General features: G+C 38.5%; 15 protein-coding genes. 7 read left to right on the top strand and 8 right to left on the bottom strand.

The window, feature by feature from the left end; translation table 11 throughout:
* Positions 1 to 40 precede the first annotated feature (40 nt).
* The 3 genes from J2746_RS04330 to J2746_RS04340 are packed head-to-tail and all read left to right on the top strand — an operon-like array spanning position 41 to position 2,298.
* Positions 41 to 1,282, top strand: a complete 1,242-nt coding sequence (locus tag J2746_RS04330) for a 3-isopropylmalate dehydratase large subunit (protein ID WP_209616863.1) — start codon at positions 41 to 43, stop codon at positions 1,280 to 1,282.
* A 40-nt stretch (positions 1,283 to 1,322) separates the two neighbouring features.
* On the top strand, positions 1,323 to 1,526 hold the full coding sequence (locus J2746_RS04335; protein WP_209616865.1) for a DUF8180 domain-containing protein: 204 nt from the start codon (positions 1,323 to 1,325) through the stop codon (positions 1,524 to 1,526).
* Positions 1,519 to 2,298, top strand: a complete 780-nt coding sequence (locus J2746_RS04340) for a cohesin domain-containing protein (RefSeq protein ID WP_209616868.1) — start codon at positions 1,519 to 1,521, stop codon at positions 2,296 to 2,298. Before J2746_RS04335 ends, J2746_RS04340 begins: the two co-directional genes overlap by 8 nt.
* Before the next feature lie 71 nt (positions 2,299 to 2,369).
* Here J2746_RS04340 and hmgA read toward each other — a convergent pair whose 3' ends face one another.
* Positions 2,370 to 3,614 carry a hydroxymethylglutaryl-CoA reductase (NADPH) gene (hmgA, locus tag J2746_RS04345; protein ID WP_209616869.1) on the bottom strand — a complete coding sequence of 415 codons (1,245 nt, stop codon included), beginning with the start codon at positions 3,612 to 3,614 and terminating at the stop codon, positions 2,370 to 2,372.
* Positions 3,615 to 3,912: 298 nt separating this feature from the next.
* On the opposite strand from hmgA, the gene J2746_RS04350 reads away from it, so the two are divergent.
* A complete protein-coding gene (locus J2746_RS04350) occupies positions 3,913 to 4,641 on the top strand; it encodes an RAD55 family ATPase (RefSeq protein ID WP_209616872.1) in 729 nt (242 codons plus the stop codon).
* 69 nt (positions 4,642 to 4,710) lie between these two features.
* Here J2746_RS04350 and J2746_RS04355 read toward each other — a convergent pair whose 3' ends face one another.
* Complete coding sequence (locus J2746_RS04355) at positions 4,711 to 5,442, bottom strand: DUF5591 domain-containing protein (RefSeq protein ID WP_342451802.1); 732 nt, start codon at positions 5,440 to 5,442, stop codon at positions 4,711 to 4,713.
* A gap of 117 nt (positions 5,443 to 5,559) precedes the next feature.
* Here J2746_RS04355 and J2746_RS04360 point away from each other — a divergent pair, with 117 nt between their 5' ends.
* Positions 5,560 to 5,931 (top strand): helix-turn-helix domain-containing protein, encoded by a 372-nt coding sequence (locus J2746_RS04360; RefSeq protein WP_209616875.1) that lies wholly within the window; start codon positions 5,560 to 5,562, stop codon positions 5,929 to 5,931.
* Between the two features lie 168 nt (positions 5,932 to 6,099).
* Positions 6,100 to 7,806 carry a PAS domain-containing sensor histidine kinase gene (locus J2746_RS04365; protein ID WP_209616878.1) on the top strand — a complete coding sequence of 569 codons (1,707 nt, stop codon included), beginning with the start codon at positions 6,100 to 6,102 and terminating at the stop codon, positions 7,804 to 7,806.
* Here the strand turns inward: J2746_RS04365 and J2746_RS04370 are convergent.
* The 4 genes from J2746_RS04370 to J2746_RS04385 all read right to left on the bottom strand — a co-directional run bounded on the left by J2746_RS04370 (position 7,775) and on the right by J2746_RS04385 (position 12,486).
* On the bottom strand, positions 7,775 to 9,679 hold the full coding sequence (locus tag J2746_RS04370) for a PAS domain-containing sensor histidine kinase (protein ID WP_209616881.1): 1,905 nt from the start codon (positions 9,677 to 9,679) through the stop codon (positions 7,775 to 7,777). The two genes, J2746_RS04365 and J2746_RS04370, sit on opposite strands and share 32 nt — an antisense overlap.
* Before the next feature lie 453 nt (positions 9,680 to 10,132).
* Positions 10,133 to 10,882 (bottom strand): ABC transporter permease, encoded by a 750-nt coding sequence (locus tag J2746_RS04375; protein WP_209616884.1) that lies wholly within the window; start codon positions 10,880 to 10,882, stop codon positions 10,133 to 10,135.
* A gap of 1 nt (position 10,883) precedes the next feature.
* The gene (locus J2746_RS04380) at positions 10,884 to 11,870 is read right to left on the bottom strand and encodes an ATP-binding cassette domain-containing protein (protein WP_209616886.1); all 987 of its coding nucleotides are present in this window, start codon (positions 11,868 to 11,870) and stop codon (positions 10,884 to 10,886) included.
* A gap of 4 nt (positions 11,871 to 11,874) precedes the next feature.
* Entirely contained in the window at positions 11,875 to 12,486 is a 612-nt protein-coding gene (locus J2746_RS04385) for a TetR/AcrR family transcriptional regulator (protein WP_209616888.1), read from the bottom strand.
* Positions 12,487 to 12,618: 132 nt separating this feature from the next.
* Between J2746_RS04385 and J2746_RS04390 the strand changes: the two genes are divergently transcribed.
* Positions 12,619 to 12,918 (top strand): carboxymuconolactone decarboxylase family protein, encoded by a 300-nt coding sequence (locus tag J2746_RS04390; RefSeq protein ID WP_209616890.1) that lies wholly within the window; start codon positions 12,619 to 12,621, stop codon positions 12,916 to 12,918.
* A 50-nt stretch (positions 12,919 to 12,968) separates the two neighbouring features.
* Here J2746_RS04390 and J2746_RS04395 read toward each other — a convergent pair whose 3' ends face one another.
* Both J2746_RS04395 and J2746_RS04400 read right to left on the bottom strand, forming a co-directional pair.
* Positions 12,969 to 13,499: a TspO/MBR family protein gene (locus tag J2746_RS04395; protein ID WP_209616891.1), complete on the bottom strand. Its 531-nt coding sequence runs from the start codon at positions 13,497 to 13,499 to the stop codon at positions 12,969 to 12,971.
* Between the two features lie 101 nt (positions 13,500 to 13,600).
* Complete coding sequence (locus J2746_RS04400) at positions 13,601 to 14,440, bottom strand: YihY/virulence factor BrkB family protein (RefSeq protein WP_209616893.1); 840 nt, start codon at positions 14,438 to 14,440, stop codon at positions 13,601 to 13,603.
* Between the last annotated feature and the right edge of the window lie 34 nt (positions 14,441 to 14,474).

A 14,474-nucleotide genomic window follows, 5' to 3' on the forward strand; every position in this document is an offset into this window, starting at 1 on the left:
CTATCATACTAATTTGCAGTTATATAATGGAGTTAATCTTTTGAGCACTATAAGTGAGAAAATTTTTAGCCGTGCATCCGGCAAGAAAGTAAAAGCAAACGACTTTGTGATAGCAGATGTTGATTTTGCCATGGCACACGACGGGACTAGCGTCCTTGCAGTTAAATCTTTCAAGGAGATGGAAGAAGAAAAAGTATGGAACCCTGAAAAGATAATCATACCTTTTGACCACCTCACACCTGCAAACACAGACACAACTGCCGTATTACACCACGAGATCCGTGAATGGATCAAAGAGCAGAAGATCAGTAATTTCTACGACGTAGGTGAAGGAATCTGCCACCAGTTACTTCCAGAGAATGGATTTGCCCTTCCCGGAAAACTTGTTGTGGGAGCAGATTCACATTCATGTACATATGGTGCATTCGGAGCATTTGGAACAGGAGTAGGTGCCACTGACATGTCAGAGATCTTTGCATCAGGAAAACTCTGGTTCAAGGTCCCCGAAAGCATAAAAATAACAGCTGACGGTAGTTTTAAAGAAGGCGTTTATGCAAAGGATCTCATACTTAAGATAATTGGCACACTTGGAGTTGCAGGTGCCACTTACAAAGCTGCAGAATTCTATGGAAATGCCATTGATTCCATGTCAATGTCAGGCCGTATGACACTTAGTAATATGGCTATAGAAATGGGTGGGAAAGCAGGAATAATTCCACCTGACAAAAAAACCTTCGACTTTCTGGAAGGAAGAGCATCAGAGGAATATCAGCCCGTTTATGCCGATGAAGGTGCAGTTTATTCAGATGAATACACTTTTGATGTAAATGAACTGGAGCCACAGATAGCATCCCCCCATCAGGTTGACAACGTTCAGGACATTTCTGATATCAAACCAACAAAAGTTGACCAGGCATTCATAGGGACCTGTACAAATGGCAGACTGGAAGATCTGGAAGTTGCTGCATCTATACTAAAAGGAGAGAAAGTTGCCGTGCGCACACTTATCGTGCCTGCATCCCGCAATGTACTGATAGAAGCTGTGAGAAAAGGTATAGTCGAAACTTTACTTGAAGCTGGATCTGTGATTGGTTCACCCGGATGCGGACCGTGCCTGGGAGGGCATATGGGCGTTATCGGAAAAGGTGAGACCTGCATTTCCACAGCTAACAGGAACTTCAAGGGAAGAATGGGAGTCGGCGGTTTCATATACCTGGGATCACCTGCAACGGCAGCAGCATCCGCCTTAACAGGAGAGATTACTGACCCCCGGGAAATCTGATATTCTATAAGCACATATAAAGGGTAAAGGAGATAGCAAAATGGAACTTGACAAAGCAAAACTTGAGCATCTGATAGGACACTGGATAGAGCATAATGACAGCCACATTACCAGCTTCAATGAGTGGGCTGATAAAATACAGTCTGCAGGATATGCCGATCTGGCGGAGGACATCAGAGGAGCTGCAATGAAAATGGATGAATGTTCCAATTTGCTTGAAACTGCCAAACAGAAACTTGGATAACAGAAGAGCTATGATTGGAAAGAATCTCTGGTTTTTTGCAGGCATGATAACTATATCATGCCTTATGTGCGTGACAGGAGTTGCAGGTGCAACTGCAAGTGTCAGCATACTGCCATCAGTTGAAACTGTTGCCCCGGGAGAAGAATTCACACTGGACGTATATGTAAAACCTGACACTCAGATAGCAGGTATTCAGCTTGACATTAATACTGACTGTCCGCTGGTGACAATTGAATATGTCGAAGAAGGAGAGTTATTTTCCAGCACAGGTTCACCGGTAATGTTCAATCCCGGTACCATCGAAGATAATGGCAAAAAAGTATCCCAGGTGTATGGATCCCTTATCATGGAGGACGGAACATCAGATGAAGGTACATTCTGCACAATAAAACTGGTAGCTTCTGAAGACACAGGAAACTGCCAGCTAAGAGTAGAGAACATCATAGTTGGAGATACACAGGGCAATGAACTTGACACAGTCACATATGACGCTCTGGTAAGTATCAGTGGTGAAATAGAGACCACTGATATAGATAGTGATAACGATGATGATACTGAGTTGATCGTCAGGCAGGATGAGACTGCAGATTCATCAGACGATGAAGAAGAAACAGCACTTCAGAGTGCACAGGATACTGTAGAATCAAACGATCCCCTAGAATCTGCACCTGCGCCAAACGCTGAAAACAGCACATCGAATATCAACATACTTGCAGTTTCAGCAATTGCATTCCTTGCCCTGGCATATGTCCTTGACAGAAAAAAGAAATAAAATAAAGGGATAAAAAGATCTTGGAAAATTTTAAAAATAAAGGTTCAAAGCATAGCTTTGTAACCGTATGTTCACCTTCCAAGTTCAGCATGAGCTTTTGCAAGATGACCTGCTGCCTGCGCACCAATAAGTGATATCTCACCTGCCAGCACAGCACAGGCAATGATCTCTGCAAGCTTTTTAGCATTAGAGCCTGGCGGAGTACCTGAGCCGTTAGCACCTAAAAGACGCAGACATTCATGCTGAGGTCCAAGATTGGTACCGCCTCCAACTGTTCCAAGAGGCATTGAAGGAATGGTCACAGAACAATAGATATCACCATATTTTGTCAATTCCATGGTTGTAATGGTACTGCTGCCTTCAACCACATGAGCAGGGTCCTGCCCACATGCGATATACATTGCAGCTATGATGTTTGCAGCGTGTGCGTTGTAACCAAGGGAGCCGGCGCGTGCAGAACCAAGAAGATTCTTACGGTAATTGACCTCAAACATAGTCTCAGGCTTACATTTCAGACGTGTTTCCACAAGTTCTGCAGGTATTGTCACATCTGCAACAACGGTCTTTCCTCTTCCAAGAATGTTGTTTATTATAGCAGGCTTCTTATCAGTACACATATTACCTGAAAGTGAGACAGGAATTGCACCGAACTCATCTTTTATCAGGCTAAGTACTGAATCTGTGGCAATTGTCACCATATTCATTCCCATGGCATCCTTTGTATCATATGAAAAACGCACATATACAGAATTACCAGTCACAAATGACTTCACATCCAGCAACTCACCAAAGCGGGTTGTTTCAGATGCCTTTGCCTTCATTCGAGACAGGACACCAGGATCCTCCAACCAGTCTGCAAACTCCTTAGCTTTTATAACATCTCCCAATCTGAACACAGGAGCTCTTGTCATAACATCCTGGAATATCCTGACATTTGCACCACCGGATTTGGTAATAACAGAACAGCCCCTATTCACACTGGCAACAAGTGCACCTTCTGTGGTTGCAAGTGGAAGGCGGAATTCATCATTTGCATATTCACCATTCACCTTAAGAGGACCTGCCACGCCAAGAGGCACCTGAATCACACCTATCATGTTCTCAACATTTTTCTTAGTTGCATTCTCAACATCAATTGAAAAATTCTGTATGTGATCGAAAGTAAAATCTGAAACTTCCTCTAAAGAAAGTCTCCTGATCATGACAGCTGTCTCTTTATCTGTGAGACTGTCCAGTTTGTGATAAGATATTTCCCCTGAAATTACTCCTTCGAGTAACTCTTTTTTTTCCCTGTTCAAATCAGTTCTTAATGTCATATATAAACTCCAGTGAATTAAACAAACAGCATCCCATATCGTTTTTTATAAATATGGACTTGGCATCAATAATACAAAAAGTTCACGCCTAATGGATTTCAGATGTTGCAGGTAATTCTGCCCCTGTGAATAAAATTAAATACGTGATTTTTTATATTAGAATAACATAATAAACATTATTCGAAAAAGTACTGATGATAATCATTATGTCCTTTCACTGAAAGGACACACATTTAAGCAACGAAGTTTGGGACAAAATATTCAGAAATTGATCAGAGAGATATAAAGAGTGGTAAACATGACAGATGCCGATCCATCAGAAAGAGTGAGTTCCGGTATTTCCGGACTTGATGAAATGCTGCGCGGAGGATTCTTCGAAGGGACTGCAAATGTCGTATCAGGCGATTCTGGTACAGGTAAAACGATATTTGGAACACAGTTCATTGTTGAGGGAGCGAAAAATGGTGAAAAGGTAATGTGTATCATTACTTCAGAAGAATCAAAATCCATCGTAAGAGAAATGAAAACATCTTTTGGATGGAATCTTGAAGAATACGTGGAACAGGGGTTGTTAACCTTTGTGGATATCACGGATCCAAGCCTGCGCCTGCAGAAGAGCGTGGAAATTGCGCCATCAGAACTCATCAAAAGCTTCAAAAAACTTGTAGAAAGCAAGATTGAGGACATACAGCCAACACGTATATTCATTGACTCGGTTGAGGCTCTTTTCCTTGCAATCGAATCAAACTACAAACTCAGAACCCTTATTGATGACGTATTCAGCATATTCCGCAAACATAACGTAACTTCTGTAATAACAGTAGGTTCAATGTTCGGACTTGATGAGATGGTTGAATACGGTGCAGATTCAGTCATAAAACTTGGCCGTATCATGGCTGGAAATAACCTTCAGCGTTCAATATATGTCATGAAGATGAGAGGATCAGGAACCATCAACGAAGTACGGGTTCTCAGCATCTCAGATAGCGGTATGGCAGTGCTGGCACAATCACCATACTTAGAATAAGTGGCATCTTTGCCACATTTTATCTATTTTTTCTGTTTCAACTCAATTCTGATATTATTTTTTAAAAAATCAGATTATATACCAGTCATTATCATTTATGCCGGAATTTTCTTCATCATCTTCAGTAATTGCCTCATGTCCTGAGTAATCTGACCTTAAGCAATTCTGAGAAGAATCTGAATCTCCAACATGCTCTTTGAGAGAATCTGAAAAATCCTGAAGATAACTTTTCTGATTTAAGCTTCCATAGATAAATTTCTTATCAGGCTGAATATGAGAGTTAATTGTTTCCTGTTTCGGAACGATCGTCACTTCCACATCAGATATCTCAACGGCAAGTTCCATTGCCTTTCTGAAATCACCTATGCAATAAGCAATCCTGTGTTTATAACTGCCCCGGGTTTTTTCGAGATACTCAGCCAGTCTTTTACTTTCCATTTTAATGAAATCCCTTTTGATCTTAGCCACATTACATTTTCCCAGCATGAATTGGTAATCCATGAAAGGATATTCCGTATCAAGTTCCCGCGGAGTAATTCCACAGGTCCCGAAAACCACAATATGTACTTTTTCCGGATCAAGAATATCAAATATAACCTTATCAAATATCTTATGAGAAGGACTTTCATGATATGGCTTTTTTTTAGCGCAGGGAACAAATATACAAAAATCCTTAACAGGCGCTTCATACTCATTTAGTATCCACTCATTTGCCCGTATCATATCAGGATGATATATTATCTCATCAGTATCCAGAGGAAGACTGGAACGCTCATCTTCAGGTATTATTGTCAAGCAGATGAGAATCTGGCAAACTATATATATAATTGACGCAATCTCTATTCGGTTTTGTGTAAACTGTACAACAGTACCACGAATGGTACGTACAAAACTATTTGTAACACAAAGAGGAAAAACATGGCAAGTTCTATACCTGAAATGCTGAGAGCGGAATGCAAATGCGAGGATATGGCAAAGTGTGTTCTCGGATTGAAAGAACTTGACATCAGTACTTACAAAGCACTTCTTGAAAATGGACCAATGACAGCAGAGAAGCTGGGAGAACTTCTGGGCCGTGAACGCAGTACAGCATACAGATCATTACAAAACCTCATCTCGGCCGGTCTTGTTTACAGGGAAACGAAATCCATCTCCATAGGTGGTTATTACTATGAATACGTAGGTATCGAACCTGTTGTTGTAAAGGAAATGATCCGCAAGAACATAGACCAATGGTACAGGAAAATGAATGATCTTATTGAAAATTTCGATAAGGAATTACTTTCCTGACCCTGACCTTTATTTTGGCTTAAAATGGATAACAGACTTCTGAGTAAACACTATATTTATAGAGTTAATAATTATATAATATTAGCTCATATGTAACTGTTACACATTGTATCAGTATTTCCGGCATTAAAACAAATCCACAAATATTATCTCTTGAGCTGTAGAATTATGAGGGATGAGGATAAAACCAGAGAGCAGCTGATTCAGGAGCTGCAGGAACTCAGGAATAAACATGAAAAGAATCATGTTGATCAGAATTCTTTTTGTCCTATTATAAATGACAATATCAAAAAGGATCTGGAAGAAAGTGAAGAAAAATATCGTCAGGTAGTTTCATCAATATCCAGTATAATCTGGAAAGCAGATATGAATAAAGGGGAAATGACAAACATATACATTTCCCCGGTTGCAGACACTATACTTGGACTTGAAAACGGAACAATTAACAACAAATGGGAAACTTTTCTTTCCTATATCAACCCGGAAGATGCCGCCATTATGCAGAAAAGGATCAAAAAAGGCATAATTAGGAATCTCTCAAACACTGATTTTGAATTCAGAGTTACAAAACCAGATGGGACTAAGCTATGGTTCTATTGCACCTGCACAATAAGGAAAAATAACGATAAAATCCAGATCTTCGGAAACAGTATTGACATAAGCGAACGAAAAAAAGTCGAAGCAGAATTGGAGAACAAAAGTAATGAGCTCAGTCAGGTGGTTAACAGTTGTCCGGTTCCAATGTTTGTCATCAATAAAGACCATGAGATCATCTATTGGAATAAAGCATGCGAAAAAGCCACCAATATATCAGCAGAAAGAATTATCGAAACAAAAGAACCATGGCTTGCATTTTATCCTAAAAAGAGAAAATTAATGGCTGACCTTATAGTTGATAACGATATTGAAAGCATTAAACAATTATACAATAATAAAAGTCTTGAGAACTCTTTTATTGAAGAGGGATATGAAGCTGAAGATTTTTTCCCTCTCTTAAACAAGTGGCTCCATTTCACTGCTGCTCCTCTTAAGGATATTGAAGGTAATATAATAGGAGCGATCGAAACATTACAGGACAAAACAATTGAAAAGCAGGCAAAAGACGCGCTTGTATCAGCTAAGATGCTGGCAGAAAATGCCTCGCGTACAAAAAGTGAATTTCTGTCCAATGTAAGTCATGAACTTAGAACCCCGCTTAGTCTTATTTTAGGATATTCTGACCTGTTAATTGAAGAAAGTGAATCAATGAATGTACAACATGCAAAATTTGCAGGGATAATCAAATCAGGTGGCTCAAGACTTCTGGAAATGATCAATGCCCTGATATACATCGCAGATATAGAAGATGGGAAGATGGAGCTTGAGATCAGCGATTTCTCACTACCTGATATGGTATATGATATACAGAAAGTTACCAGGTCAATAGCTATTAAGAAAAACATCAAACTGGAATTCACACTTAACCCTGATGTGAGAACGATCTACGCTGACAAATCCAAATTAAAAATCATATTCCATCATTTGATAACAAATGCAATAAAATTCACACCTGAACAGGGGAAGATATGGGTGGACATAAGACACGATCATGGAAACACCCTGTATATAGATGTGAAAGATAACGGAATTGGAATATCTGAAGACGATAAGGCAAAACTTTTTGACACTTTTGTTCAGCTTGATGGTTCACCAACCCGCAGATACGCAGGGAGTGGACTGGGTCTAGCCCTTGTTAAAAAACTGGTGGAAATCCACAAAGGAAGTATCTGGCTTGAAAGCGAACCTAAGAAGGGGAGCACTTTCCACATAATAATACCTGCACAGAATGAGATCATAAGGCATGCTAATGAGTTACTACATCCAGCGGTAATCTGAAAGTGAATGTACTTCCTTTTCCAGGTTCACTTTCAACAAAAACATCACCGCCATGCATTTCAACAAATCTTTTTACAAGTGAAAGTCCAAGACCTGTACCTTCGTATTTTCTTGATATTGTAGAATCTATCTGATGGAAAGGCATGAAAAGTTTCTCCATATCATCAGGTGAGATACCTATACCTGTGTCAATTATCTGAAATTCAGCCATCCCATCTTTCATGCATGCTTTCAAGGTCACATGTCCGCCATCAGGAGTGAACTTTACTGCATTACTTGCAAGGTTGAAAAGTATTTGTTTAAAGCGGACCTTGTCAGCAGTCAGCATCAGGTTTTCCGGATCAATGGAAATTTCAAGCTCAATATCCTTTTTTCTTGCAAGAGGAGAAACTATGTTAAGAACTTTTTTAAATTTGTCCATAACAGAGAATTTCTCATAATGCAATTCCATTTTTCCCGATTCTATCTTTGAAATATCGAGAATATCATTGATGAGTTTTAAAAGATGCTTTCCACTATTGGATATATGTCCCAGGGATTTTCTTTGCTGGTCATTGAGATCACCAAATGATTCATCGAGCAAAATATCAGAATAACCAATAACAGCATTAAGCGGAGTACGGAGTTCATGACTCATTGTTGCAAGGAACTCACTCTTTGTCCTGTTAGCCTCTTCAGCCATGATCTTAGAATTTATTATGGCTTCTTCGGCAGATTTACGCTCGGATATATCCTGGAAATTCTCAAGTATATACTGATTACCTTCAATGAATATCCTTTTGGAATTTTTGAGAATTGGTGTCTTGCTCCCATCTTTACATTTGATTGCAGTGTCCATTCCCTGAAAACCATCAAGGCCATCTACCCATATAGGACATTTTTTAGATAATGAACCTTTGGGACATACGATATCACATAATTGTCCTATCAGCTCTTCTTTTTTGTATCCGGTAATCTCGCAGGTCCTCTGGTTTACCTCCTCAATTATGTAGTCCTTTCCTATGATAAGAGTGCCACCAGGTATATTTTCATACAGTTTCTGGAAACGTTCCTCAGTCTCCTTAAGAGTGATTTCTGCTTTTTTACGTTCACTAATGTCATCAAGATACAGGATAACTTTGTTTCCGGTTTCCAGCGGAACATAAGCCGTAGATACAAAAAAATCCCTTCTTGTGACAGTATCGTCATCCTGAAGAATATCCATATTTCCTTCAACATGGTGATAATCCGAACCAGTACTGAAAGTATCCATCACAATGTTACGTATAGAACAATTTGCGCATTCAGGGGTATTGCCACATCCGTTGCCACGAACAGAATTTATACACGAGAAAATATCGCCACCAAGCATACCTAAAACAGATTCAGGATCACGTCCTATAAGCTCTGCACCTACCAAGTTGATCTTTTCAATTCGGAGATCCTGACCGATAACCAGCATTAAATTAGGAGCATAATCAAAAACTGCATTTCTAACCTTTTTGATATCCAGAATATCAGGCGTTTCAGCAGATGAACAATAGCAACCTGCCATTTGTATAACAAGATCAATTTCCTCTTTTCCAAAAGGTTTTTTGATATACCTGGAATTGGGTATATTTTCTATAATTCTCAAAAGATCCCTGTCAACTTCATCTACTACAAAAGTCAAACAAACATTTTCAGGGAGATTTTCGAAAAAAACATATAAAGAATCTATTTCACCTGCATCGAAGGAATGGAACAGCAGATAAGTCTCTTTAGCTGAAAAGTCATAAGCGATATTGCTGTGGTCAAGCTTCAAAGGGCAGACAGAATATCCAAGTTGTCCCATATGAAACCGGAGATCAGAATCTTTTTCTTTTTCAGATGTCAGCAACAATAATTTTTTCATTCATTCCCTTCCAAGCAACTGGCAAAGATCAATAACCAGCTTAAAGCTAAATGTCATAAATAATATCAATCGAAGCAAATGTGACATAAATACATTAATATAATATTATATATAGGGCATATATAATGCTTATGCACATATGCAAATTATTTTAACATTCATTATATAACAGTTTATCTGGAAAGTACAAAAACAAAGGGCTTTTTGTATTTTCAGAATTTACTTAACAGAGTTGTTTTTTAAAAACATTTCCATTTAATCCAGGAATATCAACCACAAATTAGCAACTACAACACAAAAGAAAATTAAGCTGTATTAAGAGTGCCAGTGTGATAATAATATAAAAATAAAAGATCAGGAATTGAACAAATAATATATGTAAATATAATATTTATATTAATTGTATAACAACCTTTGGTTTACAAAGCCAATTCATGAGAATTCATTGAATGATCAGATACTTATCTTCCTGAAAAGATGAGAACCAATGATAATCATCAGAATTGTAAAACCTGATAAAACTCCTAAACTAACAACAGGATCAACCTGAGAAGTTCCAAGTAAACCATATCTGATGCCTTCTACACCATATGTCAGTGGATCCAGTAATGTAAGTGATCTTATCCATACAGGCAAGCTGTCTATAGGAAAGAGAGCTCCTGAAAGACCGAATATAGGGAAGATCACAAAGTTCATTATAAGCTGGAAGCCATGCATATCCTCCATTCTTGAAGCAATGGCGATGCCGAATGCTGTGAATGAAAGTCCTATAAGAGTCATGAAAATTATAGCAATGACAAAACCCGGTATGTTGTTGATCTGAAGTCCCATGAATAATGAAAGAACAAGAATGATAAGTCCCTGGATCACTGCGGTTGTAGCTCCCCCTACAGTCTGGCCAAACATAATCTCAACCCTTGATACCGGAGCTACCAATGTTTCTTTCAGGAAGCCGAACTGCTTATCCCAGATGATCTGAATACCTGCGAAAACAGATGTGAATAAAACACTCATTGAAATGATCCCAGGCATAATGAAACCAATATATCCCTGCTCCATTCCCGGCATAACAACCACTGAATTGAGACCGAAACCAAGAACTGCAAAAAGAAATAAAGGCATGCCAAGACTGCCTACCAGCCTGCTTTTGGAACGAAGGTAACGCTTTACACTCCTGAGCCATATGGTGTAAACTATATCCATTTTATCTCCTCCTTACTTTTCGCATCATTCTCATCTTATCCTTGGCACTTGCTTCCTCTTCCCTGATAGTTCTACCTGTGAAATGCAGGAACACATCTTCAAGGGTTGGTTTATGTATTGAGAGAGATTTAATCCCAATATTATTTTCAGACGCAATGTTGACTATGCGTGCAACATGTTGTTCAGCATTCTGGATACTGATGGTTATCAAAGAATCATGAAGTTCGACACTCTTAATTTCCGGCAGAGTTTTTAGTGCAGAATAGAAAACATCCCTTTGGGAAGAATCTATAGTTATCACATCTCCCCCAATGTCATTCTTTAGATTCTCTGAGCTGTCCATAGCTATAATTTTACCTTTATCGATTATGGCGATACGATGACATAGCTTGTCAGCTTCTTCCATATAATGAGTTGTCAGGATTATGGTGATACCTTTTTCCTTGTTCAGTTTTTCTATGTAATCCCACAAGTGGTTTCTTGTCTGTGGATCAAGACCAAGAGTAGGTTCATCCAGGAAAAGTATCTGAGGTTCATGAAGAAGACCTCTTGCGATCTCAAGACGGCGACGCATTCCACCGGAATATGTTTTCACCTGATTATCTTTTTTATCATATAATTCCACAAGTTTCAACAGGTGGGCAATCTTCTTTTGTCTGGTACTTTTTGGAATACGATAAAGTCGTCCATGAAAATCCATATTCTCATAAGCTGTCAATTCTTCGTCAAGACTTTGATCCTGAAAAACTATACCTATGGATTTTCTGACATTATCCTGATCCTTTGAAATGTCAAAACCATTAACAAAAGCCTTTCCGGAAGTGGAAGGGAGCATGGTTGAAAGCATGGAGATCGTAGTTGTCTTGCCTGCACCATTCGGACCAAGAAGGCCGAATACTTCACCTTTTTTAATACGGAAGGTCAGATCATTTACAGCAGTAAAATCACCGAACTTCCGTACCAGATTCTCAACTTCAATTGCATACATTTTTTCATACACCAATGCCTTCGAATATAATCGCGATTTTTGCTGACATGTCCTTTGAAAATGAATAATCCTTTTCTGAATGTAACCAGATCATAAGAGAATGGAAATAAACTGCATAGAGTATTTCTGCTACTACTTTCGAGTCGGCATCTGATCTGATCTCTCCTTTGTGCATACCTTCTCTGACAAAATCAGCCAGCATGTTTATAAAGAATTCATGTTTCTTTCTTTTGTCCGAATGGCAGGATTTTTCATGTCCTGTGGTCAGCAGGAGCTTTTTTTGTTCAAAAAATAAAAGTCTCAGAAGTTCCCTTTCCTTTTCATAATGTTCAGCCACCTGAACCAGGAAGTTTTCTATCTTTTGCCTTGAAGAAATACCAAGGGAAATTTGGTCATTCATGATAGTTCTAATGAACTCTTCTTTCTGCTCTCTGAAATAATATAAAAGTGATTCCTTGGTTGGAAAATAATTGAAAAACGTACCTTTGGCAATTCCAGCTTCCTTTGTAATCTCATCCACCGTTGTGTTCTCGAATCCTTTTTCCCTGAACATACGACTTGATATTTCAAAGATCCTGCATCTGGTTTCTTTTTTCTTTTGTTCACGCAGAGACATATTACCTCAGATAGATAGCTGATAAAACTGACCAGGGTCATAAATGACCACAGTCATATTTAAGTATTTTGAGTCCCGGATACCAGCATATTTAAGAAAAACTTCTGCTGAAATAATAGTGGAGTGACAAAGATGGAAGAACACCCATTGAAAACAATACAGGACAAAGACAACGAATTATTCAATATAATCGAATCAAACCTTGAGAATGCACTTTCAGAAGGAAGCATACCTCTAAAATACAAATTCCTTATTGCACTGGCACTTGATGCTGACCATGGTGCCGAGAATGGAGTAAAGATGCTTGCAATGCAGGCAATAAATGCAGGTGCGACAAAAGAAGAAATAATGGAAGCAGTCCGGATTGCAAACTATATAGGCGGAATCGGAAGTGTTTACACAGCAGCCAATGCTTTGCGTGACATACTTTAAATCTAAAAATATTCAGTCACCCATATGAAATCTTTATCCATTGATGCCACTTAAGGATTCAGAATCATGATTGCATAGTTCAGATAAGCTGCAAAGGATACCCACAGAATATAAGGTACTAATAATATACCTGCTGGTTTTGATAAACTATAGAATTGAACTATGTTTACCAGGATCAACAACCAGAGCACAGTGATACCTGCAAGTCCTAATTCAGGGAACTGAAGGCCGAAGAATAAGAATGACCAAAGAAAATTGAAGAACAACTGAACAGCAAAAATTGATATTGCAGTCTTTACCTTTGGAACATCCCAACCTTTTTTCCAGACAAGATATAACGAAAAACCCATTAGTAGATAAAGAATAGTCCACACAATTGAAAAACTCCAGTTGGGAGGGACAAGTTCAGGTTTTTGCAGATATGCATACCATGTGGGAATTGAGCTCACTGTAAAATAGGCCCCCATTATTCCTGGTAACTGACAGACAATTAAAGAAATTACAAATTTTTTCCAATCAATATCTGTGATATTTATTTTTTCACTCCAGCATACAAATAATATTGGATAATATTTATGCATGGTATTACATAAGCATATGATGTACCTATCAAAGATGAGTATGAGATATCATAAAGTTCATACATTATGCGCCTGCTTACAAAATCTTACACTATGATTCACTATGTCTTGGATTCAGAATTAGCATACACACCTGTAAATTCGATCATAAAAGTTACAATTATGGCAGACATGTATATCCACAGAAAAATAACAAGTATTGAACCAATTGTGCCATAAACTGTTGTTATGCTGCTATAGGAAAGGTATATACCGATTACGTATTTTCCCAGCGTTAGCAACAATACGGTAAGAAATGAACCTGAAAAAACATATTTCAAACCAAGTGTTGCATCAGGAAGTACTCGGTAAAGATACATGAAAAGAATTATCAGGGTCAGAAAATTTATTCCAGAGCTTGCATATTGAACAGCATCAACAGATATTGAAAATACGGCCTGCACAGCATCGGAAACCACAAAGAAGATCAGTTCGAAAAGAGTGCTCATTGCTACAAGCATTCCAAATGTAAGAGCCGCAACCAGAGCAGAGATCCTGGAGTGGACATATCGGTGTAACCAATGCCTGTTCGATGGAGACAGACCCCACATCCTGTTGGTCATTTTCTGTATTTGATGAAAAATATTTCCTGCACTCCAGAGATATATCAGTAAACTGATAACTATACCGAAATTGCTCGGGTCACTAACAGACAGCTGAGTAAAAAGAGTGTTTAAAGCACTTATTGCAGTATCATTTGCAAACAATGAAACATCCGTGATAATGGCAGCTTCCAGCAATTGTTGTTTCAGAAAGATACTTCCAAGGAAGAGAGTGAAAAGGAGCAATGAAGGCAAGCCTATTATTGCGTGAAAAGAAAGAGCTGCACTACTTGTAATACCATCATCTTTTTGCCACTCATCAAAAGTTGTTTTTAGTATATCTGAAAACTGAGATAACATCTGTAAGAATATATATTCTATATCATATATTAGA

The sequence above is a fragment of the Methanolobus bombayensis genome (genome assembly GCF_017873415.1).
Lineage (GTDB): Archaea > Halobacteriota > Methanosarcinia > Methanosarcinales > Methanosarcinaceae > Methanolobus > Methanolobus bombayensis.

Bases quoted from the DNA above. Each gene is read 5' to 3' on its own strand.
- J2746_RS04400 (WP_209616893.1), bottom strand. From the start codon at position 14,440: ATGTTATCTCAGTTTTCAGATATACTAAAAACAACTTTTGATGAGTGG.
- hmgA (WP_209616869.1), bottom strand. From the start codon at position 3,614: ATGACATTAAGAACTGATTTGAACAGGGAAAAAAAAGAGTTACTCGAA.
- J2746_RS04390 (WP_209616890.1), top strand. From the start codon at position 12,619: ATGGAAGAACACCCATTGAAAACAATACAGGACAAAGACAACGAATTA.
- J2746_RS04335 (WP_209616865.1), top strand. From the start codon at position 1,323: ATGGAACTTGACAAAGCAAAACTTGAGCATCTGATAGGACACTGGATA.
- J2746_RS04360 (WP_209616875.1), top strand. From the start codon at position 5,560: ATGGCAAGTTCTATACCTGAAATGCTGAGAGCGGAATGCAAATGCGAG.
- J2746_RS04350 (WP_209616872.1), top strand. From the start codon at position 3,913: ATGACAGATGCCGATCCATCAGAAAGAGTGAGTTCCGGTATTTCCGGA.
- J2746_RS04365 (WP_209616878.1), top strand. From the start codon at position 6,100: ATGAGGGATGAGGATAAAACCAGAGAGCAGCTGATTCAGGAGCTGCAG.
- J2746_RS04370 (WP_209616881.1), bottom strand. From the start codon at position 9,679: ATGAAAAAATTATTGTTGCTGACATCTGAAAAAGAAAAAGATTCTGAT.
- J2746_RS04375 (WP_209616884.1), bottom strand. From the start codon at position 10,882: ATGGATATAGTTTACACCATATGGCTCAGGAGTGTAAAGCGTTACCTT.
- J2746_RS04395 (WP_209616891.1), bottom strand. From the start codon at position 13,499: ATGCATAAATATTATCCAATATTATTTGTATGCTGGAGTGAAAAAATA.
- J2746_RS04385 (WP_209616888.1), bottom strand. From the start codon at position 12,486: ATGTCTCTGCGTGAACAAAAGAAAAAAGAAACCAGATGCAGGATCTTT.
- J2746_RS04380 (WP_209616886.1), bottom strand. From the start codon at position 11,870: ATGTATGCAATTGAAGTTGAGAATCTGGTACGGAAGTTCGGTGATTTT.